Below are 21,358 nucleotides of genomic sequence, written 5' to 3'. Positions count from 1 at the left end.
GCGCGGGCTCGTGATACGGTTTCCGAAAGTGATCGTCCGGAAACCGTATCACATCATATTCGCCGCCGAACCGGTGACCCTTTCGGCGAATGATGCCGAGGGAGATCCGCGCCAGGGCGAGCGCTCAGATGCCGCCCATGCAGAGATATTTGATCTCCAGATAATCATCGATGCCGTAGAGGGAGCCCTCCCGGCCGAGCCCGCTCTCCTTGATGCCGCCGAAGGGCGCCACCTCGGTCGAGATGATCCCCTCGTTGATGCCGACGATGCCGTATTCGAGCGCCTCGGCCACCCGCCACACGCGCCCGATGTCGCGCCCGTAGAAGTAGGAGGCCAGCCCGAACTCGGTGTCGTTGGCGAGCGCCACCGCCTCCGCCTCGGTCTTGAAGCGGAACAGCGGCGCCACCGGCCCGAACGTCTCCTCCCGGAAGATCTTCATGGCCGGCGTCGTGTCGGCGAGCACCGTCGGCTCGTAGAAGTGGCCGCCGAGGGCGTGACGCCGCCCGCCCGTGACGATGCGCGCGCCGTTCTCGACCGCGTCGGAGACGTGCTCCTCGACCTTGGCCACCGCCTTGGCGTCGATCAGCGGGCCGATCACCGTGCCCTCCGCGAAGCCGTCGCCCACCGCCATGGCCTGCACGGCCCGGGCGAGGCGCTCCGCGAAGGCGTCGTAGACCCCGTCCTGCACCAGGATGCGGTTGGCGCAGACGCAGGTCTGGCCGGCGTTGCGGTATTTCGAGGCGATCGCGCCCTTCACCGCCAGATCGAGGTCCGCGTCGTCGAAGACGATGAAGGGCGCGTTCCCGCCGAGTTCCATCGAGGTCTTCTTGACGGTCCGGGCGCATTGCGCGAGCAGTTCGCGGCCGATCTCGGTCGAGCCCGTGAAGGAGAGCTTGCGCACGATCGGGCTGCCGGTCATCGCCCCGCCGATCGCCTGGGCCGAGCCGGTGACGCAGGAGAGCACGCCCTTCGGGATCCCGGCCTCCTCGGCGAGCACGCAGAGCGCGAGCGCCGAGAACGGCGTCTGGCTCGCGGGCTTGAGCACCATGGTGCAGCCGGCGGCGAGGGCCGGGCCCGCCTTGCGGGTGATCATCGCGGCCGGGAAGTTCCAGGGCGTGATCGCCGCGCAGACGCCGATCGGCTGCTTGAGGACGACGATGCGCTTGTCGGGGCCGTGGCCGGGGATCACGTCGCCGTAGACGCGCTTGGCCTCCTCGCCGAACCACTCGATGAAGGAGGCCGCATAGGCGATCTCGCCGCGGCTCTCGGCGAGCGGCTTGCCCTGCTCGGCGGTCATGATCGCCGCGAGATCCTCCTGGTTCTCCATGATCAGGGTGAACCAGCGGCGCAGGATGCCGGCGCGCTCCTTCGCGGTGCGCGCCCGCCAGCCGGGGAGCGCCGCCTCGGCGGCCGCGATGGCGCGCTCGGTCTCGGCGGCGCCCATCTTCGGGACCGTGCCGAGGGTGCGGCCCGTCGCCGGGTTGTCGACCGCGATGGTCCCGCCGCCATCGGCATCCACGAAGGCCCCGTCGATATAGGCCTGCTGGCGCAGGAGATCGGTCCGGCGCAGGGAGAGCGAGCGATCCTCAACGGTCATCACGGTCATGGGATGTCTCCAGGGCTGTCGCGCCGCGCCAGGGACGCGGGCTGTTCGGTGGGCTCGGGACCGCCGATCCCGTGCTGAAGCTCTTCGATGAGGACGCGGGTGTTCTCGGAATAGTCGATCGGGACGGCCACCAGATGGACCCCGCCCGCCGCGAAGGCGGCTTCCAGGGTCGGGACCAGATCCGCCACCGCGCCGATCCGGTGCCCGCTGGCGCCGTAGGACTTGGCATAGGCGACGAAATCCGGGTTACCAAAGGTCATACCGTAATCCGGGAAGGCGTCCACCGCCTGCTTCCAGCGGATCATGCCGTAGGCCGAATCCTCCAGGATCACCACCACGAGATCGAGGCCGAGCCGGACCGCGGTCTCCAGCTCCTGCGAGTTCATCATGAAGCCGCCGTCGCCGCACACCGCCAGCACGCGCCGGCCGGGGTTGAGCAGCTTGGCCGTCATGGCGGAGGGCAGGCCCGCGCCCATCGTCGCGAGCGCGTTGTCGAGCAGCAGCGTGTTCGCCACATGCGTGCGGTAGTTGCGGGCGAACCAGATCTTGTACATGCCGTTGTCGAGGCAGACGATGCCGTCCTCCGGCATCACCGCCCGCACGTCGGCGACGAGGCGCTGCGGCGTCACCGGGAAGGTCTCCGCGTCGGACCGCGCGTTGACGTGCTCCAGGATCGTGCGGCGCAGGTCGAGCAGGCCGGGATCGGGATCGAGCCGGCCGCCGAGGCGGTCGGCGAGTGCCGTCACGGTGGCGCCGATATCCCCCACCACCTCGGCATCCGGGTGGAAGACCTGCTCGACGCTCGCCGACACGTAGCCGATGTGGATGACCTTGGGGCCGCCCGCGACCTGTCCCATCAGGAAGGGGGGCTTCTCCACCGTGTCGTGGCCGATCGAGATGATCAGGTCCGCCTTGTCGATCGCCTGATGGACGTAGTCGCGCTCGGACAGGGCGGCGGTGCCGAGATAGAATTTCGAGCCGCCCGTGACCGCGCCCTTGCCCATCTGCGTGTTGAAGAACGGGATTCGGGTCCGCCGCACGAAGGCGGAGAGCGGCTCGACCAGCCGCGGCCGGTTGCCCGCCGCGCCGATCATGATCAGCGGGCGCTTCGCGGCCAGGATCAGCGCGGCGGCGCGCTCGATGGCGGCGGGGGCGGCCACCGGCCGATCGATCGGGTGCGAGGGCACCAGGGCGACGTCGGCCATCTCGGCCGCGATGTCCTCGGGCAGTTCGAGATGGACCGGGCCGGGACGTTCCTCGGTGGCGACCCGGAAGGCGTCGCGCACCAGCGTCGGGATCGAGGCCGCCGAGACGATCTGGCGGGTCATCTTGGTGAGCGGGCGCATCGTCCCGATGATGTCGACGATCTGGAACCGGGCTTGGCGGGCGCTGAGGATCGGCTTCTGGCCGGTGATCATCAGCATCGGCATGGCGCCGAGATGGGCGTAGGCCGCCCCGGTGGTGAAGTTGAGGGCGCCGGGCCCGAGGGTGGAGAGGCAGACGCCCGGCCGGCCGGTGAGGCGCCCGTGGGTGGCGGCCATGAAGGCGGCGGCCTGCTCGTGGCGCGTGAGCACGAGTTCGATGCGGGAGGTGCGCAGGCTCTCGACGACGTCGAGATTCTCCTCGCCCGGGATGCCGAAGATCCGCTCGACGCCTTCGTTCTCGAGCGCCTGGACCAGAAGGTCGGATCCCTTCTGCATGAGACCATCCTCCCCGTGTCGCGCCGGAAGCGAAGGCAGGGGCAGCCCATCGGGAGGCTCGCCGTGTCGCCGGACCGGCCGGGCCTGTTGCTCAGGCGCTCGGATGATCATTTCTAGGGGCCGGATCCGCGATGTCGAGGCGCTCCGCCCTATTCCGGGATGAGGGTGGCCACGGTGCGGTCCGTGGCGCGCTCGCTCCGCGACAGGCCGGCGGCGACGCCCTGACGGTCGGTCAGGGTCCGATTCTGGCTCATCTTCCGCTTGGCGTCGAGGCGGGTGATCGGCAGGCGCAGGCCGACGATGCCGCGCAGCTGCGCCGCGACGAAGTCGGGTGGTGCGTCGCTCACCGCCCAGGGGGCCGCTCGCGGCCGCTCGTGCCGGTCCGTCAGCCGCGTGACCACCTCGAGGAGCCGGTCGGCGTCGTGGAAGAACTCGACCGGCCCGTGGGCGTGCACGGCGACGTAGTTCCAGGTCGGCACGACCTTCCCGGTCTCCGCCTTGGTCGCGTACCAGCTCGGCGTCACGTAGGCGTCGGGCCCCATGAAGATGGCGAGGCTCTCGCCGAAGGGCGCGGCGCGCCAGTGCGGGTTCGCCTTGGCGAGGTGCCCGTAGAGGACGCCGTGCTCGCCCTCGCTCTCGTCGAGGAACAGGGGGAGCGGGGTGGCGAAGGGGCCGTCCTGCGTCGCGGTGACGAGGGTCGCCAGCCGCGCCTCGCGCATCGTCGCGCGGATGCGGGCGGTGTCCTCGTCCTTGAAGGCGGGCGGCGTGTACACGGCGTCTCTCCTTGTGCGCCGCCATCGATGCCCGCACTCTGGCCCTGCGGGAATGACCAGTTCCGGGCGATCGCGATGGACCAGTTGGCGCAGGAGGGGATCACGCGGCGCATCGTGGCGTCGATCAAGGCGCAGATCCACGACGGCGCCTACGGGCCGGGCGACCGCCTGCCCTCGACGCGGGCCCTCGCGGCGGAATGGGGCGTGTCGCGCACCACCGTGACAGCCGCCTACGGGCAGCTCATCGCCGAGGGCTACCTGGAGACGCACCAGGGCGCGCGCGCGATCGTCGCCGCGGGCATCCGGGACCCGGCGCCGCAGGCGCCCGCCGCGGCGGCGGCCCCGCCCCGCCTCTCGGCCTTCGGCCGGCGCATCCTCGACCTGCCCGCCGGCACGGGCGAGGAGCCGGGCCGGATCGCTGATTTCCGCTACGGCGATCTCAGTGCGGCGGATTTCCCCGCGCTCGCGTGGCGCCGGGCGATCGGGGCGGCGAGCCTGCGGCGGTCGGGGCGGCTGCGCTACGGCGAGCCGCAGGGCGCCTCGGCGCTGCGCCTCGCCCTCCAGGGCTACCTGTGGCGGGCGCGCGGCATCCGCTGCGGCCCGGACCAGATCGTCGTCGTGAACGGCTCGCAGCAGGGGCTCGACCTGTGCGCGCGGCTGCTCCTCGATCCCGGCGACCGCTTCGTCATCGAGAATCCCGGCTACGCCCTGGCGCGGCGCGCCTTGCTGGCGGCGGGCGGCGAGGCCGTCCCCACGCCGGTCGACGGCGAGGGGATGCGGGTGGATGCCCTGCCCGATGCGCGGCTCGCCTACGTCACGCCCTCGCATCAGTTCCCGCTCGGGAGCGTCCTGTCGGCGTCGCGGCGCCGGGCGCTCCTCGCCTGGGCGGCGCGGACCGGCGCCACCGTGATCGAGGACGATTACGATGGCGAGTACCGCTACGACATCGCGCCGATCCCGCCGCTCCAGACCCTCGGGCCGGAGCAGGTGATCTATGTCGGCACGGTCTCGAAGACCCTCTCGCCGACCCTGCGGCTCGGCTACCTCGTGGTCCCGGAGGCCTTCTGCCGGCCCTTCGCCGAGGCGAAGCGCCTGACCGACCGTCACACCTCCCTGCCGGAGCAGGAGGCCCTGGCCGATCTCCTGGCGAGCGGCGCCTACGAAAGGCACGTCCGCACCACGCGGCGGCGGAACGGCGAGCGCCGCGCGGCGCTGCTGGCGGCGCTCGCGGCGGATTGCGCCGGCGCGGTCACGGTCGCGGGGGCCGAGGCGGGCCTGCATCTCGTCGCGTGGCTCGACCGCGTGGCGGCCGGCCGGGAGGGCGCCGTCATCGCCGCCGCCCGGGCGGCGGGCGTCGGAACCTACCCGATCGCGCCGCTCTACGACCCGGCCGGCCCCCGCCCGCCGATGGCCGGCCTGGTGCTCGGCTATGCGGGCCTCGACGCCGGCGCCATCCGGAGGGGCGTCCAGGTTCTCGGGCAGATGCTCGCAGGGTTCCCCGCTCCCTGACCGCGCGAGCCCCCTGCCGGAGCCACGGCCGAGGATTCGTCCAAGTCCCGGCGCGATCCTTCAAGTCCCTCGCCCGCCCGTGACGTAGATCCGGTCCGGCTGCCATCCGGCGGACCCGATGCTGAGCGGGAGCGAGACGATGCCGACAGGAAACCGGGCCGGCGCGATCATCAAAACCGCGCGATCCGCCTCAAGGCTCCGGCGGATGGGGCGGCGCATGACGGCCCGGTCCGCCGCGGCGCGATGACGAACCGGCGGGACGCCGCCCCTCCCCTCTTCCAGCGAAAGGCCGGGCCATGGACGTCTCGCCGCTGATGCTGTCGCGCATCCAGTTCGCCTTCACGATCTCGTTCCACATCATCTTCCCGGCCTTCACGATCGGCCTGGCGGCGTGGCTCACCTTCCTGGAGGGCTGCGGGCTGGTCACCGGCCGGCCCATCTACCGCCGCCTGTCCGATTTCTGGCTCAGGATCTTCGCGGTCGCCTTCGGCCTCGGGGTGGTCTCGGGGATCGTGATGGCGTTTCAGTTCGGCACCAACTGGAGCGAGCTGTCGCGCCGCACCGGGCCGATCCAGGGCCCGCTCCTCGGCTACGAGAGCTTCACGGCCTTCGCCCTCGAAGCGGCCTTCTTCGGCGTGCTGATGTTCGGCCGCGACCGGGTCCCGCGCGCCGTGTACTTCGTCGCCTGCCTGATGGTGACGCTCGGCACCAGCCTCTCGGCGTTCTGGATCCTGGTCAACAACACCTGGATGCAGTGGCCGACCGGCTTCGCGATGGGTGAGGACGGCGTCTTCGTCCCGGTGGATTGGTGGGCCATCGTGATGAACGAGGTCGTGTGGGTGCGCTTCCCGCACATGATCCTCGCCGCCTACGTCACCTCCGCCTTCTGCGTCGCGGCCACCGGGGCGTGGTACATGCTGCGCGGAAACGGCGCCGACGAGGGCCGGGTGATGCTCGCCATGGCGCTGCGCCTCGCCGCGATCCTGGTGCCGCTCCAGATCGGCTTCGGCCACCTCGTCGGCGACTACGTCCACGACAAGCAGCCGGCGAAGTTCGCCGCCATCGAGGGGCGCTGGGAGGACGAGCAGCCGGCCTCCGAGATCCTGATCGCGTGGCCGGACGAGGCCGCGGAGGCGAACCGATTCGCGGTGGCGATCCCCTATCTCGGCAGCCTCATCGGCTCGATGAGCCTGACCTCGAAGGAGGTCGGCCTCAAGAGCTTCCCGCCCGATCAGCGCCCGCCGGTCCTCATCCCGTTCCTCGCCTTCCGGGTGATGGTCGGCTGCGGCCTCCTGATGCTGGGGATCGCCTGGGCCGGCGCGTGGCTGAGCCTGGGCGCGCGCCTCGGACAGGCCCGCCTGTTCCTGTGGGCGACGTTCCTGTCCTTCCCGCTCGGCTTCGTCGCCACCCTCACCGGCTGGTTCACCGCGGAGGTGGGCCGGCAGCCCTGGGTGGTCTACGGGCAGCTGCGCACCGCCGATGCGGTCACGCCCCTGCTGACCTCGCCCCAGGTCGCCACCAGCCTCGCGGTGTTCGCGGCCGTCTACGCGCTGATCTTCAGCTTCGGCACCTTCTACATCTACCGCCAGCTCCGGGCCGGGCCGAACCCGGCCCCCGATCCGGCGGGCCACGCCACCAACCCGAAGCGCCCGCTGTCCCTCTCCGGATCGAGCCCCGGCGCGCCCGCAACCCTGGAGGCCGGCGAATGACCCTGGTGGATTTCTGGGCCGGGGCGCTCGCCCTCGCGATCCTCCTCTACGTCCTGCTCGACGGCTTCGACCTCGGGGTCGGCATGCTGTTCCCCTTCGCGCCGGGCGAGGCCGGCCGGCGGCAGATGCTGGCGGCGATCGCCCCGGTCTGGGACGGCAACGAGACCTGGCTCGTGGTCGCCGCCGCGATCCTGTTCGGGGCCTTCCCCCTCGTCTACGCGCTCCTGCTCTCGGCCTTCTACCTGCCGCTCCTCGTGATGCTGGCCGGCCTGATCCTGCGCGGGGTGGCGTTCGAGTTCCGCGACAAGGGTGGACGGCTGCGGCCGCTCTGGGACGCGGGCTTCGTCGCGGGTTCCTACGCGGCCGGCTTCATCCAGGGCACCGCGGTCGGCGCCGTCGTCGAGGGGCTCGCGGTCGAGAACGGGCGCTATGCGGGCGGCCCCTTCGCCTGGGCCTCGCCCTTCGCGCTCCTGTGCGGCTTCGGCCTCTGCATCGGCTACGCGCTGATCGGCGCCTGCTGGCTCGCCGGCAAGGGGGCGCCCGACATCCGCCGCTTCAGCCTGAGGGTGCTGCCCGGACTGATGGCGGCGCTGGTCGTCTTCCTCGTCGCCGTCTTCGCGCATGCGGCCATCCTCGACCTGCCCGTGCTCCGGCGCTGGGTCGAGCGGCCGGTCCTCGTCCTGTTTCCGCTGATCGGGCTCCTCGCCTTCGCGGTGATGGCGCTGGGCCTGCGCCGCGGCGACGAGCGGCTGCTGTTTCCCGCCGGGGCGGCCATCTTCGCCGCGGCCTTCGCGACGCTCGCGGTCTCGTTCCTGCCCTACATCGTGCCGTTCACGGTCACGATCGCGGCGGCCGCCGCTCCCGAGACGTCCCTGCGCTTCCTGTTCTGGGGCGCGGGCGTGTTCGTGCTGCCCCTCACCCTCGCCTATACGGGCGCGGTCTACTTCATCTTCCGCGGCAAGGTGCGGGCGGACGGCGAGTATCCGTGAGCCGTCCGCACCGTGAGCCATACCGCCGTCCCGAGGAGCCGTGCATGGTCCCGTCCGCCCTCGACCCGACCGACCCCTACCAGCGCGAAGCCCAGACCTTCCCGCACCTCGACGCCGCGGTGATCGCGCGCATCCGCGCCTACGGAGCCGAGGAGACCATCCCGGCCGGCCGGTTCCTCTACCGCCGGGGCGACCGCGGCGCCGATTTCTTCGTCGTCCTCGACGGCGAGGTGGAGACCTTCGACGAGGGGCCGGAGGGCGAGCGCCACGTCTTCACGGTCCACCGCGCCGGACAGTTCACGGGCGAGACCAACTTCCTCAACGGCCGCGAATCCCTGGTGAGCAGTCAGGCCTGCCGGGACACCCGGGTGGTCCGGATCGCGAGAGCCGATTTCCGCCGCCTGCTGGCCGCCGAGCCCGACCTGTCCGAGATCGTCATGCGCGCCTTCATCCTGCGCCGCGTGGGCTTTCTCCGCCACAGGCACGGCGGGGTCACGCTGGTGGGGAGCAGCCACGGCGCGGACACGCTGCGCCTGCAACGCTTCATGACCCGCAACGCCTATCCGCACCGGGTCGTCGACACCGACCTCGATCCGGACGCGGACGAGACGATGCGCCGCTTCGGCCTCGGCGCGGACGACCTGCCGGCGGTGGTCGCGCCGGGTCCGGTGATCCTGCGCAACCCGTCGAACTGGGAGCTGGCGGACCGCATCGGCCTCACCGAGCCCCTGGATGCGGATCGTGTGTTCGACGTCGCCGTGGTGGGGGCGGGGCCGGCGGGGCTCGCCGCCGCGGTCTATGCCGCCTCCGAGGGGCTCTCCACCATCGTGGTCGAGCAGGAGGCGCCCGGCGGCCAGGCCGGCACCTCCTCCAAGATCGAGAACTATCTCGGCTTCCCGACCGGCATCTCGGGTCAGGCGCTCGCCGGACGCGCCCAGGCGCAGGCGCAGAAGTTCGGCGCCCATCTGGCCATCTCCCGGGCGGCCTGCGGGCTCGATTGCCGGGAGCGGCCGTTCGGCGTCGCCCTGGAGGACGGCCGCACGGTGCGGGCGCGCGTCGTGGTGGTGGCCACGGGCGCGCGCTACCGCAAGCTCGACGTCGCGCATTACGACCGGTTCGAGGGCCAGGGCATCTACTACGCCGCCACCGGCATGGAGGCGCAGCTCTGCGAGAGCCAGGAGGTCGTCGTGGTGGGCGGCGGCAATTCCGCCGGGCAGGCGGCGATGTTCCTCTCCGCCACGGCCCGCCACGTCCACATCCTGGTGCGCGGACCGGGCTTGGCGGCCACGATGTCGGACTACCTCGTGCAGCGGATCACGACGGCGGCGCGGATCACCGTGCATCCCTTCACCGAGGTGACGGGGCTCGACGGCGACACCTTCCTGCGCACGGTCTCCTGGCGCGACGGCCGGACCGGCACGGCCGAGACCCGGGAGATCGGCGCCCTGTTCGTGATGATCGGGGCGGCGCCGAACACGGAATGGCTGTCCGGCTGCCTGCCGCTCGACCCGAAGGGCTTCGTGACGACGGGCCGCGACGCGGCGGGGCAGGCCCTCTCGTCGCCCTTCGCCACCACGACGGCGGGCGTCTACGCGGTGGGCGACGTGCGGGCCGGATCGGTGAAGCGGGTCGCCTCGGGCGTCGGGGAAGGCTCGGTGGTCGTCCAGGCGATCCACGGCTTCCTGCATCCCGGCGTCGCGTGAGGGCAGCGGCGAGGCGCGGCGCGATGGACGGAGCGGTAATCGTCGCGGGCAGGATCGCTCCCGGCAGGATCGCTCCCGGCAGGATCGCTCCCGGGATGTGTCCTGGATCACAGACGCCGTTGCGGGTGCATGCCTACGCCGAGGCCGGAGGTGCCGCGATGTCCGAACCCGTGCAACCCGCGAGGCTCTTGGCCGCCGATCCCGTCTTCGCCGGTCTCGGCCGCGGGGTGCTGCGGGCCGTGGCGCGCGGCCGGCCGATGCGCGTCCGATTGGCCTTGGCCGCGGCGCTCACGGCCGGCCTCGCGGCACCGGCCGGGGCGCAGACCGCCGGATGCACGATCGAGGCCCGGTCCGACCCGCCCGGGCAGGTGCTGACCTGCGGCGGCGGGCTCACGATCCGCACCGAGCCGGGGACCGCGCTCGGCCTGATCGACCGCAACCGGGACGGGCGGCCCGAGGGCGCCAGGCTCAGGGCCAAGGGCGCGCTGATCGCGCTGCCGCCCGGCCAGGGCGGATTCCAGGTTCTGACGCCGCACGCGATCGCCGCCGTGCGCGGGACGATCTGGGCGGTCGATGTCTCGGCCGGGCAGACCTCCGTCTTCGTCGAGCGGGGACGCGTCGCGGTGCGCCGGCCCGGCGGCCCGGCGGTGCTGCTCGCGGAGGGCGACGGCGTCGACGTGAAGCGCGGCACGGGGCCGCTCAGGGTCGTGCGCTGGGCGCCGGCCCGCGCGGCGGCGCTCCTGGCCCGCTTCGGCCGCTGACGCGTGCGGATGCCGTCGCTCACGGCGAGGGCGGTCCATACCGGTCTGCTGCTGGGGCTGGCGGCCCTCTGGTCCGGTCTCCTGGCGGCCTGGCATCTCGACGGCCGCGAGGTCGTGTTCGACCGCCTCGAGGTCCCTCTCCTCGACGCGCGCTTCCTGCTCGTCGGGCCCCGGCCGGCGCCCCGGGACGTCGTCGTCGTGGCGCTCGACGACGAGGCGATCCGCGAGGCCGGGACCTATCCGCTGCCGCGCGCCGAGCTCGCGCGCCTCGTGCGGGCGATCGCCGGGCAGCATCCGCGCGCGATCGGCCTCGACGTTCTCCTCCTCGACCGGGGGCGGGAGGAGGCCGATGCCGTGCTCGAAGCGGCCCTGCGCGAGACCGGGACGGTGCTGGCGGGGGCGGCCGTGTTCGCGCGCGTTCCGTCCCAGGCCGCGCGCGAGGAGCCCGCACGGGAGGGGCCGGCCGGCATCCCCGTCGCCGAACGCGTGCTGCGGCCGCTCGACCGTTTCGGGTCCGGCACGGGCTTCGGCCTCGTCAACGTCGCGAGCGACCGCAACGGCACGCCGCGCCACCTGCCCCTGCTGATCGCCGATGGCGGCACGCTGCTGCCCGCCCTGGTGCTGCGCCTCGCCGCCAGGGCCGCCGGGGGCGAGCCCGTGCTCGACGCGCAGACCCTCACGGTCGGGACGGTGACCTCACGGCTCGATCTCGGTTTCAGCCTGCCGCTGCGCTTCTACGGCCCGCGCGGGAGCCTGCGCACCGTCAGCGCCGCCGCCCTGCTCCGGAACGAGACCGACCCGCAGGCGCTGAGCGGGTGCATCGTCCTCGTCGGTGCCACCGCGCCCGGGGCGGCGGACACCTTCGCCACCCCGTACGATCCCATCCTGCCCGGGGTCGAGGTGCTCGCGACCGGCCTCGCCCATCTCACCGCCGGCGACGGCCTCATGCGCGATGCTGCCGTCCGGCGTCTCGATGCGGGCGTGGTGGCCGGGTTCGGCCTCGGCGCGGCCCTGCTGCTCCTGGTGCTGACGCCGCCCGCTCTCGCCGCGGGCCTGATCGTCCTGGCGGCCGCGGGCTGGCTCGCGGCGACCACGGCGGCCTTCGCGGCCGGCTACTGGTTCGCGGCCGCCCTCCCGCTCGCGGCTCTGGCGCCGGTCGTCGCGTTCGGCCTCGGCGGCCGGCTCCTCCTCGACCGGCGCGACGCGCGGGCCCTGGCCCGGGCGGAGCGGGCGCTGCGCGCCTTCCACCCGCCGCGCCTGGCCGCGCGCATCGCGCACGAGCCGCAGTTCCTCGCCGAGCCGCTGGTGCAGGACGCGGCGATCCTGTTCCTCGACCTGTCCGGCTTCACCGGCCTGAGCGAGCGGCTCGGCGCGCGCGCGACCCAGGCGTTCCTCAAGGACTTCCACGCCCTCGTCGAGGACCGCATCGGCCGCCACGACGGTCTCGTCATGAGCTTCATGGGCGACGGCGCGATGTGCGTGTTCGGCCTGGCCGAACCCGGAGCGGACGACGCGCGGCACGCCCTCGCCGCGGCGCTCGCCCTCATCCCGGCCGTCCGGAGCTGGCTCGCCGGATCGGCGGGGCGCGCGCACGGGATCGACCTGCGGGTGGGCGTGCATCACGGGGAGATCGTCGTGTCGCGCCTCGGCTCGGCGGAGCACCAGCACATCACCGCCACGGGCGACAGCGTGAACACCGCGAGCCGCCTGATGGAGGTCGGCAAGACGCTCGGCGCGGCGCTGACCGTCAGCGAGGATCTCCTCCGCGCGGCGGGCGAGCCGGCGGTGGCCGCCGCCGGCTTCGAGGGACGCCGCGTGGTGACGATCCGGGGCCGGGCGCGGACGCTCACCGTGGCCTATCGCTGGGCCCGGACCACGGCCGGCCGAGTGTGATGGGCATCACAGAAGCCGCGCTCCCGAGCCTTCATCCTGACCCTGCCTCGAACAGACAGGAGCAGGCAATGATCAGATCGGTTCTCAGTGCGGCCATCGTCGCCGGCGTCGCCATCGTCTCGCTGGCCGGCTCCGCGGAAGCCCGCGGCTTCGGCGGGGGAGGATTCCGCGGAGGCGGTTTCCACGGCGGGGGCTTCCACGGGGGCGGCTTCCATGGCGGTGGGTTCCACCGTGGCGGTTTCCACGGCGGCTTCCACCACCATGGCCACCATCGGTTCGTCCGCTTCGGCGGGTATCCCGACTGGTGCGGCTACGGATGGGGCCATCCGCGCTTCTGCTACTATCCCTGACGGGTTGCGCGAACCCGCTTGGACGGCCGCTCCGGTCCTCACCGGTCGGAGCGGCCGCCGAAGCGATCACCGGTCCGGCCTGCGGACCCGATGGGAAACAGGAAGCCGAACCGTATCGTCTCCCGCAATTCTGCTTAGATGCGCATCGTCGGCAGCCGGGAGCCAGGGATGCGCGGGACGGGCCAGCGGAACACGCTGATCGGGATTGCCTTGATGATCGGCGCCGTCGCGGGCTTCGCCTGCATCGACACGTCGGCCAAATTCCTCAACCGCGTGATGGACCCGCCCCTGATCGTGGCGATCCGCTATGTCGGCAGTCTCGTCGTGGTCGCGGCCGTGCTCGCGCCGCGGGCCGATGCCGGGCTGCTGCGGACCCGCCGGCCGCTGCTCCAGGTGCTGCGCTCGCTCTGCCTCGTCATCGCGACGCTCTGCACCGTCGTCGCCCTGCGCTACCTGCCGCTGGCGCAGGTGACCTCGATCACCTTCGCCTCCCCGCTGGTGGTGGCGCTGATCGCCGGGCCCCTGCTCGGCGAGACGGTCGGCTGGCGCCGCGCGGCGGCGGTGCTCGTGGGGTTCTGCGGCGTCCTCATCGTCAGCCGTCCCGGCCTCGGCGGCATGCATCCGGCCGCCGGCCTCGCCGTGGTGACGGCCTGCGTCAACGGCCTCTACATCGCGGTGACGCGGCTCCTCGCCAGCCACGACCCGCCCGAGACGACGATGCTGTACACCAGCCTTGTCGGCTCCCTGCTGATGCTCCCGGTCCTGCCCTTCGTCTGGGAGACGCCGTCCGATCCCTGGCTGTGGCTCGGAATCGGGACGATCGGCTTCTTCGGCGCCTTCGGGCACTGGCTGTTGATCCTGGCCCACCGGCGTGCTCCGGCCTCGACCCTGGCGCCCTTCGCCTATGCGCATCTGCTCTGGGCCATCCTCCTCGGATTCGTCGTCTTCGGCGACCTGCCCGACCGCTGGACCCTGATCGGCGGCGCGGTGGTGGCGGCCTCGGGCCTCTCCCTGCTCTCCCACGAGCGCCGCCCCGCCCGGCCGGGCGAGCCGGGTGCGGCCTGAGGCGCCGGCAACCCTGAGGCGGCGTCGGCTGCAGGGCGGGTTTGAGCCGGCGTCGCTCCCGGAACCGGACGCGCCCGACTATTCCGGCCGCGAGCCGGCGAGCGCCGGCCGTCCACCTGCGGAGCAACGCCTTGTCCCGAATTCCTCCCGAGCGCCGCACGGTCCCGTCGGGAGGCTCCGGCATTCCCACGATCGGCGGCAACGCGGCGCTCGGCTTCACGCAGATCGTCCTGTGGGGCGGCTCGTTCTTCCTGACCGCCGTGGTGGCCGGCCCGATCGTCCGGTCGACGGGCTGGCCGCAGGGCGTCGTCGTCGGGGCCCTGTCGCTGGCGATCCTCGTGTCGGGCCTGCTCTCTCCCTGGATCGGCCGGATGATCCGGCGCCATGGCGGCCGGTCCGTCCTCGTCGCCGGCTCCCTGGTGATCGCGGCGGGCCAGGTGCTGATGGCCCTGTCGCCGAGCCTGCCCGTCTTTCTCCTCGCTTGGGTCGTCATCGGCATCGGCATGGCCGGAGCGCTGTACGATCCGCTGTTCGCGGCGATCGGCCAAGCCTACGGGACGGCCGCCCGCGGGGCGATGACCCAGATCGCGATCGCCTCGGGCTTCGCCATCACCCTGTGCTGGCCGGCCACGAGCGTCCTCGTGGATCAGGTCGGCTGGCGCGGGACCTGCCTCGTCTACGCGGCGCTGTCGGCCGGAATCGTGGCCCCGCTCTACGCCTGGGCGCTGCCCCGCCACGACCGGTCCGCCGGAGCGGCGATCGTCCCGCCGCCCGCCGCGGGAGCCGGTGCGGCCCGGCCGGCCGAGCGGGCCCGGCTGCCGGGCGAGCCGCTCCTCGCCGCCACCTTCACCACGGCGGCGATCCTGATGACGGCCGTCTCCGTGCAACTGCTCCTGCTCCTCCAGGCGCAGGGCGTGCCGGCGGCGACGGCCGTCGCGCTGAGCGCGCTGATCGGTCCATCGCAGGTCGGCGCCCGCATCCTCGAACTCGCCTTCGGGCGCAACGCCCATCCGATCTGGGCCCTCCTGGTGTCGAGCGGGAGCGTCGCGGCCGGCCTCCTGCTCCTGGCGCTCGCGCCGGGCGTCGCGTGGCTCGCCATCGTCCTCTACGGCGCCGGCAACGGGATGCGCACCGTCGTCCGCGGAACCCTGCCGCTCGCCCTCTACGGCCGGCACGACTACGCGACCGTGATGGGCCGCCTCGCGCGCCTGCCGCTCCTCGGGCAGGCGGTGACGCCCCTCGCCTGCGGCTCCATCACGGAATGGCTCGGCCTCGACGCCGTCTTGGGCCTGATGCTCGGCATCGCCGTGCTGAACGTCCTCCTATCGCTGGCGGTCGCGCGTCGCGCCCTGCGGCAAGCGGGCGCCTGAGCATGGTTCGCGTCAGCGGCGGCGTGCCGCCGCAGGTCTGCTTGGAGCGGGTCGTCGGATGAGGTTGCGGGCGGTCTCGTGCCGAAGCCGCAATCGCCGAAGCCGCAATCGCCGCCGGATGGCGGATTGGGGCTTCGCCCGAGCGGAGGGCCCATCAGCCGGCATCGGTCTCGACGCTGACGATCCCGGGATGGCGCCGCAGGCGCTCGGCGATCGCCTCGACGCTGCGCTGGGACAGGCGCACGAAGGTGACCGTCACCTCGTCCAGCCCGTCCGAACCGGACTGGCGCACCACGAACTGCTTGATGCGCGACGAGCGCTCGCCCGAGACCTCCTGAAGCACGTCGATCGACATCTCGCCCGCGCGGGCGACGAGCCGCAGCGGGCGCGTCCGCATCCGCTCGCGGTAATGCTCCTCGATCGGCTTCACGCCGGCCAGGATGATGAGCACGATCAGGGTCGCGGCGACCGCCGCCACGTAGAGGCCGCCCCCGATCGCCAGCCCGACCGCGGCCACCGCCCACAGGCTCGCGGCGGTGGTGAGCCCCCGCACCACCTCTCCCCGGAGCAGGATCGTGCCGGCACCGAGGAATCCGATGCCGGAAACGACCTGGGCGGCGACGCGCGAGGGATCCAGCACCACGTTCTTGGCGCCGAGGATATCGGAGAAGCCAAAGGCCGACACGATCATGATCAGGCAGGCGCCGACGCAGACCAGCATGTGCGTGCGCAGGCCCGCCGCCCACAACAGGCGCTCCCGCTCCAGCCCGACGAGACTCCCCAGCAGGGCCGAGAGGGCGAGGCGGGCGATGATCTCGACGTTGCTCAGCACGGGCCATCCTCCTGCGGGCGGCCGCCAATTCGATTCCGGTGCGAACGCGACGCCGCTTGAGAAGTTAGCCGGCTTTCATGCTATCGCCTACGCGCGATCCGATGAGGCGTGTCACAGGATGTTGAACTGGTTCCGGGCCCTGATGCCGAGGGAAGATCGCTTCTTCGATCTCTTCGAGCGCCATTCCCATACCCTGGTGGCGGGCGCGGAGGCCTTGCAGGAACTGCTCAAGGGGGGCGAGGCGGTGCCCCATTACTGCCAGATCATCGCCGAGCGGGAGCACGACGCCGACGAGATCTCCCGCGAGGTGCTGCTCGCGGTGCGCCGCAGCTTCATCACCCCCTTCGACCGCAGCGACATCAAGGACCTGATCCAGTCGATGGACGATGCGATCGACCAGATGCACCGCACGGCCAAGACGATCGCCCTGTTCGAGCTGCGCTCCTTCGACCCGATCATGCGCGACATGGGGGACACGATCCTCGAAGCCGCCCAGCTCACGGCCGAGGCGGTGCCGCTGCTCAACAAGGTGGGTCCGCACGCGGCCCGCCTCTCGGCCCTCACCGAGCAGATGGTGCGGGTGGAGGGCCGCTCCGACGTGCTGCACGAGCAGGGCCTCAAGGCCCTCTACCAGACGCACGGGCGCAGCGATCCCATGGCCTACATCATCGGCAGCGAGATCCTCGGCCATCTGGAGGACGCGGTCGACCGCTTCGAGGATGTCGCCAACGAGATCAGCGGCATCATGATCGAGAACGTGTAGGAGCGGAGATGTCAGACGCCGCCCTCGCGCTCCCGGTCCTCGCCGGCCTCATCGCCGTCGCGCTGCTGTTCGATTTCCTCAACGGCCTGCACGACGCGGCGAACTCGATCGCCACCATCGTCTCGACCCGGGTGCTGCGGCCCCAATACGCCGTGTTCTGGGCGGCGTTCTTCAACTTCATCGCCTTCCTGTTCTTCGGCCTGCACGTGGCCCAGACGCTCGGCACCGGCATCATCGACGCGAGCCTCGTCGACGCGCAGGTGATCTTCGGGGCGCTGGTGGGGGCGATCGTCTGGAACGTGCTCACTTGGATGCTGGGGCTGCCGTCGAGCAGCTCGCACGCGCTGGTGGGCGGCCTCGTCGGGGCGGGTCTCGCCAAGGCGGGCTGGCAGGCGGTGGTCTGGGGCGGGCTCGGCAAGACCGCCGCCGCCATCGTGCTCTCGCCCCTCCTCGGCTTCTTCCTCGCCCTGCTGCTGGTGCTGATCGTGTCCTGGCTGTTCGTGCGGGCGACGCCCTTCGCGGTCGACAGCACCTTCCGCACGCTGCAATTCGTGTCCGCCTCGCTCTACTCGCTCGGGCACGGGGGCAACGATGCCCAGAAGACCATGGGGATCATCGCCGTGCTCCTCTACAGCCAGGGCCATCTCGGGGGCGACTTCCACGTGCCGCTCTGGGTGGTGCTGGCCTGCCAGGCCGCGATGGCGGCGGGCACGCTGCTCGGCGGCTGGCGCATCGTGCACACGATGGGCTCGCGCATCACGCGGCTGACGCCGATGCAGGGCTTCTGCGCCGAGACGGGCGGCGCCCTGACGCTGTTCGCCGCCACCTGGCTCGGCGTGCCGGTCTCGACCACGCACACGATCACCGGGGCGATCATCGGGGTGGGCGCCGCCCGGCGCACCTCCGCCGTGCGCTGGGGCGTGGCGGGCAACATTGTGGTGGCGTGGGTGATCACCCTGCCGGCGGCCGCCGCGATCGCCGCCGGCGCCTACGCGCTCATCGCCCTGCTGCGCTGAGCCGGTTCCGCGGGCGTGCCGAGGCGGGGAAACGCAGCGGACTCCGATCACGCTCCCCCGGGAAAGGGGGGTGTGATACGGTTTCCGGAAGATCACTTTCGGAAACCGTATCACGAGCCCGCGCGGCGCCTGAGCGAGGCCGGTTTCCGCATCGCGAAGCGATCATCCGGAAACCGTATGATCGATCGGAGCGGATCAGTCCCTCCGCGGCGCGGGGCCCGCATGGCGTGACAGGAACGCCGTGGTGAGGGCTGCGATCTCGTCCGCCCTGACATCGAGCGCGAAGTGGCCGGCATCGAGAATATGGACCTCCGCGTCAGGTAGGTCGCGGCGGTAGGCCTCGGCTTCGGCGGTCTGGAACGACGGATCGTAGCGGCCCCACAGCACGAGGAGCGGCGGCTTGCGGCGGCGGAGCCAATCCTGCCAGACCGGATAGCGCGCGACGTTGGTCCGGTAATCGTAGAACAGATCGGCCTGGATGTCGCCCTGACCGGGCCGGCTGAGAAAGGCGAACTCGTCCGTCCACAGGTCGGGGTCGTAGGCGGCCGTGTCCGGATCGGTCCCCACGTGCCGCAACCGGGTCGCCGCGAGCGACAGGAAGTTCTCCCGCAACGCCGCCTCGTGCGCCGCCCGGTCCGCCCAGAAGGCGCGCCGCGTCGCCCAGAGCGGGCCGAGGCCGTCCTCGTGGGCGACGGCGTTCTGCACGACGATGGCCTCCACCCGCTCGGGGTGGGCCAGCGCGAGCCGGAAGCCCACCGGTCCCCCGTAATCCTGCAGATAGAGGCTGTAGCGCCGCAGGCCGAGCGCGGCGGTGAAGCCGTCGACCACCTCGGCCAGCCGGTCGAAGGTGTAGGCGAAGGACCGGGGATCGGGGGCGCTGCTGTGGCCGAAGCCGATGAAGTCGGGCGCGATCAGCCGGTGCGACCTGGCCATCCGCCGCAGCAAGGGCTCGTACATGCGGGACGAGGACGGGAACCCGTGCAGGAGCAGGAGAATCGGCGCGTCGCGCGGGCCGGCCTCGCGGTAGAAGACGGTGAGGCCGTCGACCGCGACGGTCCGATACGAAACCTGCGCCATCGCTGCCGTCTCCGTCCCGATCCGCCGCCCCATCTCGGTTCCGGCGGCCTGCGGCGGGGACGGCTGCGCGGCGGCCGCGGAGGCGACCAGCGCTCCGATGACGGCGAGGGCGGATGTCGTCGGCCTCGTGACCATCGCGGCGTCCTCCCCTGCGGTGCCGAGCCAGCATCCCACGGAACCGCGCCGGTCGGCGAGCCCATCGGCGATGAGGCTTTCGCAAGATCGGATCGTCCCTGGGCGGCCGGACGGTGCGCCCCCTTCAGGCCGCGGTCTGGGCGAGGCGGCGGGTCAGGTCCGCCGCCCCCATCGGCTCGGCGAGGGGGGCGGCCTGCCCCGACCACAGGTTGGTGAAGTCGTCGCGGCCCAGGCCCTCGGCGTGCCGGCGCAGCGGCGCGAGGGCGCCGCCGGCCGTCGGGAAGGCGGGGGCCGCGTCCGACAGGGGGCCCGCCTCGCGCATCAGGCGGTTCATCACGCCGCGGGCCGGACGGCCCGTGAAGAGATTGGTGAGGGCGGTGCCCTCCTCCGCCGCGCGGCCGAGGGCGGCGCGGTGCAAGGACGAGATCCCGGCCTCCGGCGTGAACAGGTAGGCCGTCCCGACCTGCACCGCCGCCGCGCCGAGCATGAAGGCCGCGCGCACGCCCCGCGCGTCGGCGATCCCGCCGGCCGCGATCACCGGCACGCCGACCGCGTCGACCACCTGCGGCACCAGCGCCATCGTGCCGACTTGGCTCGCCATGTCGTGGGTCAGGAAGTTGCCGCGATGGCCCCCCGCTTCGAGGCCCATGGCGATGACCGCGTCCACCCCCCGCTCGGCGAGCCAGCGCGCCTCCGCCACGGTGGTCGCGGACGAGATCACGCGCGCGCCGCACGCCTTCACGCGGGCGAGGAGCGCCGCGTCCGGCAGCCCGAAATGGAAGCTCACCACCGCGGGCCGGACCTCCTCGACGATCCGGCAGAACGCGTCGTCGAAGGGCGCCCGGCCGCTGCCGGCGCCGGCCTCGGCCGGATCGAGGCCCGCCGCCTCGTAATAGGGCGCGAGCCGGGCGAGCCATGCCGCCTGCCGCGCCGGGTCGGGCGCCGGAACGGCGTGGCAGAAGAAGTTGAGATTGAAAGGCTTGGCGGTGCCGGCCCGCACGGTCTCGACCGCCGCGCGGAACTCCGCGGCGGTGTACTGGGCCGCCGGCAGGGATCCGAGCCCCCCGGCCTCGCTCACCGCGACGACCATCTCGGGCGTGGTGGCGCCCGCCATCGGCGCCTGGATGATCGGGAGGTCGATGCCGAACAGGTCGAGGATGCGGGTGTCGGTGGAAGCGGTCATGACCATGTCCTCTCGGGCGGCCGGTGCCCATCGGGTACGCCACCGGGCGGCGCGCGCGAAGACGCATTCCCCGGCAGTCAGCCTTCCGCCCGGCGCATGAAGGCCGCGCGGGTGGCGCGGCTGGACTCCCGGGCCGGTGCGTCGTCCTCTACCATGGACGATCCGGAGCGGCTCGGGCCCGCTTGGCGGGCCGGGAGAAGGAGCCGGCCGACGATGCCCTGCGGGACGACCCGGCGACCCGGGACGGTGCGGGTGCAAGCCTTCGCCCACCGACGCGCGGAACGCTGAGCTGGGCCGCGACGCCCCTCGTCCTCGGGGCTGTCGAGGCCGGCGGAGAGGCGGCCTCGGCGGCAGCGACATCGGCGCGAGCGTGGCGCCCCTGGTCGCGAGCACGCTCGCGCCCCCTTTATGGTTCCGGTCCGGCGCGATGCCGGGCGGCCCGGAGATCCGTCATGGACGCGCCCCTTCCGCTGAGAACCGAGTTCCTGCTCCGCCTGAGCCTGTCGGTCGGCGAGCCGCAGCTGGTCGGCCCGACCCGCAGCGGCGCCCTGCGCATCGTGCCCGTCACGGGCGGGACCTTCGAGGGCCCGCGCCTGAGGGGCGAGGTGCTCGGGGGCGGCGCGGGCGACTGGCTGCGGGTGGAGCCCGACGGCACGACGCATCTCGACGTCCGCCTGACATTGCGGGAGCGCGCGGGCGGGCTGATCTTCTGCCAGTATACCGGCCTGCGCGCCGGCTCGGCCGAGGTGATGCAGCGTCTCGCCCAGGGCGGGACGGTGGACCCGGCGGCGTATTACTTCCGCACGGCGGTGCGGTTCGAGACCGGCGCGGCCGAGTTCGCGTGGCTCAACCGCCTGCTCGCGGTCGGCGTGGGGCAGCGCCCGCCGACCGGGCCGGTCTACGACATCTACGCGATCCTGTAGG

18 protein-coding genes are annotated in these 21,358 nt (G+C 72.6%); 12 read left to right on the top strand and 6 right to left on the bottom strand.

The window, feature by feature from the left end:
* Window positions 1–124: 124 nt before the first annotated feature.
* The 3 genes from gabD to ACE101_RS09000 form a co-directional block, all read right to left on the bottom strand.
* Window positions 125–1,606, bottom strand: coding sequence for an NADP-dependent succinate-semialdehyde dehydrogenase (gabD, locus tag ACE101_RS09010; protein ID WP_379128136.1), 1,482 nt, complete (start codon window positions 1,604–1,606; stop codon window positions 125–127).
* Window positions 1,603–3,306 carry an acetolactate synthase large subunit gene (locus tag ACE101_RS09005; RefSeq protein ID WP_379128133.1) on the bottom strand — a complete coding sequence of 568 codons (1,704 nt, stop codon included), beginning with the start codon at window positions 3,304–3,306 and terminating at the stop codon, window positions 1,603–1,605. The genes gabD and ACE101_RS09005 overlap by 4 nt, the downstream gene beginning before the upstream one ends.
* A gap of 149 nt (window positions 3,307–3,455) precedes the next feature.
* Complete coding sequence (locus tag ACE101_RS09000) at window positions 3,456–4,079, bottom strand: FMN-binding negative transcriptional regulator (protein WP_379128131.1); 624 nt, start codon at window positions 4,077–4,079, stop codon at window positions 3,456–3,458.
* A 75-nt stretch (window positions 4,080–4,154) separates the two neighbouring features.
* Between ACE101_RS09000 and pdxR the strand changes: the two genes are divergently transcribed.
* The 9 genes from pdxR (at window position 4,155) to ACE101_RS08955 (ending at window position 15,428) form a co-directional block, all read left to right on the top strand.
* Window positions 4,155–5,588 carry a MocR-like pyridoxine biosynthesis transcription factor PdxR gene (gene pdxR, locus ACE101_RS08995; RefSeq protein WP_379128129.1) on the top strand — a complete coding sequence of 478 codons (1,434 nt, stop codon included), beginning with the start codon at window positions 4,155–4,157 and terminating at the stop codon, window positions 5,586–5,588.
* Window positions 5,589–5,884: 296 nt separating this feature from the next.
* A complete protein-coding gene (locus ACE101_RS08990) occupies window positions 5,885–7,297 on the top strand; it encodes a cytochrome ubiquinol oxidase subunit I (protein ID WP_379128127.1) in 1,413 nt (470 codons plus the stop codon).
* Between the two features lie 2 nt (window positions 7,298–7,299).
* On the top strand, window positions 7,300–8,286 hold the full coding sequence (gene cydB, locus ACE101_RS08985; RefSeq protein WP_379138567.1) for a cytochrome d ubiquinol oxidase subunit II: 987 nt from the start codon (window positions 7,300–7,302) through the stop codon (window positions 8,284–8,286).
* A gap of 44 nt (window positions 8,287–8,330) precedes the next feature.
* Entirely contained in the window at window positions 8,331–9,989 is a 1,659-nt protein-coding gene (locus ACE101_RS08980) for an FAD-dependent oxidoreductase (protein WP_379128124.1), read from the top strand.
* 257 nt (window positions 9,990–10,246) lie between these two features.
* Window positions 10,247–10,750 (top strand): FecR domain-containing protein, encoded by a 504-nt coding sequence (locus ACE101_RS08975; RefSeq protein WP_379138564.1) that lies wholly within the window; start codon window positions 10,247–10,249, stop codon window positions 10,748–10,750.
* Between the two features lie 9 nt (window positions 10,751–10,759).
* Window positions 10,760–12,643 (top strand): CHASE2 domain-containing protein, encoded by a 1,884-nt coding sequence (locus ACE101_RS08970; protein ID WP_379128122.1) that lies wholly within the window; start codon window positions 10,760–10,762, stop codon window positions 12,641–12,643.
* Between the two features lie 68 nt (window positions 12,644–12,711).
* Window positions 12,712–12,993 carry a hypothetical protein gene (locus ACE101_RS08965; protein ID WP_379128120.1) on the top strand — a complete coding sequence of 94 codons (282 nt, stop codon included), beginning with the start codon at window positions 12,712–12,714 and terminating at the stop codon, window positions 12,991–12,993.
* Between the two features lie 138 nt (window positions 12,994–13,131).
* Window positions 13,132–14,058, top strand: coding sequence for a DMT family transporter (locus ACE101_RS08960; RefSeq protein WP_379128118.1), 927 nt, complete (start codon window positions 13,132–13,134; stop codon window positions 14,056–14,058).
* Window positions 14,059–14,189: 131 nt separating this feature from the next.
* Window positions 14,190–15,428 (top strand): MFS transporter, encoded by a 1,239-nt coding sequence (locus ACE101_RS08955; protein WP_379128115.1) that lies wholly within the window; start codon window positions 14,190–14,192, stop codon window positions 15,426–15,428.
* A 154-nt stretch (window positions 15,429–15,582) separates the two neighbouring features.
* Here the strand turns inward: ACE101_RS08955 and ACE101_RS08950 are convergent, their stop codons facing one another.
* Entirely contained in the window at window positions 15,583–16,260 is a 678-nt protein-coding gene (locus ACE101_RS08950; RefSeq protein ID WP_379128112.1) for an MgtC/SapB family protein, read from the bottom strand.
* 118 nt (window positions 16,261–16,378) lie between these two features.
* On the opposite strand from ACE101_RS08950, the gene ACE101_RS08945 reads away from it, so the two are divergent.
* Both ACE101_RS08945 and ACE101_RS08940 read left to right on the top strand, forming a co-directional pair.
* Window positions 16,379–17,023: a DUF47 domain-containing protein gene (locus ACE101_RS08945; protein ID WP_379128110.1), complete on the top strand. Its 645-nt coding sequence runs from the start codon at window positions 16,379–16,381 to the stop codon at window positions 17,021–17,023.
* 8 nt (window positions 17,024–17,031) lie between these two features.
* On the top strand, window positions 17,032–18,039 hold the full coding sequence (locus ACE101_RS08940; protein WP_379128107.1) for an inorganic phosphate transporter: 1,008 nt from the start codon (window positions 17,032–17,034) through the stop codon (window positions 18,037–18,039).
* A 195-nt stretch (window positions 18,040–18,234) separates the two neighbouring features.
* On the opposite strand, the gene ACE101_RS08935 is transcribed toward ACE101_RS08940, so the two are convergent.
* Entirely contained in the window at window positions 18,235–19,251 is a 1,017-nt protein-coding gene (locus ACE101_RS08935) for an alpha/beta fold hydrolase (RefSeq protein ID WP_379128104.1), read from the bottom strand.
* 124 nt (window positions 19,252–19,375) lie between these two features.
* Window positions 19,376–20,440: an NAD(P)H-dependent flavin oxidoreductase gene (locus tag ACE101_RS08930; RefSeq protein ID WP_502361932.1), complete on the bottom strand. Its 1,065-nt coding sequence runs from the start codon at window positions 20,438–20,440 to the stop codon at window positions 19,376–19,378.
* A gap of 446 nt (window positions 20,441–20,886) precedes the next feature.
* Here ACE101_RS08930 and ACE101_RS08925 point away from each other — a divergent pair, with 446 nt between their 5' ends.
* The gene (locus ACE101_RS08925) at window positions 20,887–21,357 is read left to right on the top strand and encodes a DUF3237 domain-containing protein (RefSeq protein WP_379128098.1); all 471 of its coding nucleotides are present in this window, start codon (window positions 20,887–20,889) and stop codon (window positions 21,355–21,357) included.
* The last annotated feature ends 1 nt before the right edge of the window (window position 21,358 follow it).

The organism is Methylobacterium carpenticola, from assembly GCF_042748905.1.
GTDB classification, from domain to species: domain Bacteria; phylum Pseudomonadota; class Alphaproteobacteria; order Rhizobiales; family Beijerinckiaceae; genus Methylobacterium; species Methylobacterium carpenticola.
Note: the sequence above shows the minus strand (reverse complement) of the source record. Positions and strands in the feature narration are given on the sequence as shown.

Coding starts and splice junctions, on each gene's coding strand:
- gabD (WP_379128136.1), bottom strand. CDS start 1,606: ATGACCGTGATGACCGTTGAGGATCGCTCGCTCTCCCTGCGCCGGACC.
- ACE101_RS09005 (WP_379128133.1), bottom strand. CDS start 3,306: ATGCAGAAGGGATCCGACCTTCTGGTCCAGGCGCTCGAGAACGAAGGC.
- pdxR (WP_379128129.1), top strand. CDS start 4,155: ATGGACCAGTTGGCGCAGGAGGGGATCACGCGGCGCATCGTGGCGTCG.
- ACE101_RS08990 (WP_379128127.1), top strand. CDS start 5,885: ATGGACGTCTCGCCGCTGATGCTGTCGCGCATCCAGTTCGCCTTCACG.
- ACE101_RS08980 (WP_379128124.1), top strand. CDS start 8,331: ATGGTCCCGTCCGCCCTCGACCCGACCGACCCCTACCAGCGCGAAGCC.
- ACE101_RS08975 (WP_379138564.1), top strand. CDS start 10,247: ATGCGCGTCCGATTGGCCTTGGCCGCGGCGCTCACGGCCGGCCTCGCG.
- ACE101_RS08970 (WP_379128122.1), top strand. CDS start 10,760: ATGCCGTCGCTCACGGCGAGGGCGGTCCATACCGGTCTGCTGCTGGGG.
- ACE101_RS08965 (WP_379128120.1), top strand. CDS start 12,712: ATGATCAGATCGGTTCTCAGTGCGGCCATCGTCGCCGGCGTCGCCATC.
- ACE101_RS08960 (WP_379128118.1), top strand. CDS start 13,132: ATGCGCATCGTCGGCAGCCGGGAGCCAGGGATGCGCGGGACGGGCCAG.
- ACE101_RS08945 (WP_379128110.1), top strand. CDS start 16,379: ATGTTGAACTGGTTCCGGGCCCTGATGCCGAGGGAAGATCGCTTCTTC.
- ACE101_RS08940 (WP_379128107.1), top strand. CDS start 17,032: ATGTCAGACGCCGCCCTCGCGCTCCCGGTCCTCGCCGGCCTCATCGCC.
- ACE101_RS08935 (WP_379128104.1), bottom strand. CDS start 19,251: ATGGTCACGAGGCCGACGACATCCGCCCTCGCCGTCATCGGAGCGCTG.
- ACE101_RS08930 (WP_502361932.1), bottom strand. CDS start 20,440: ATGGTCATGACCGCTTCCACCGACACCCGCATCCTCGACCTGTTCGGC.
- ACE101_RS08925 (WP_379128098.1), top strand. CDS start 20,887: ATGGACGCGCCCCTTCCGCTGAGAACCGAGTTCCTGCTCCGCCTGAGC.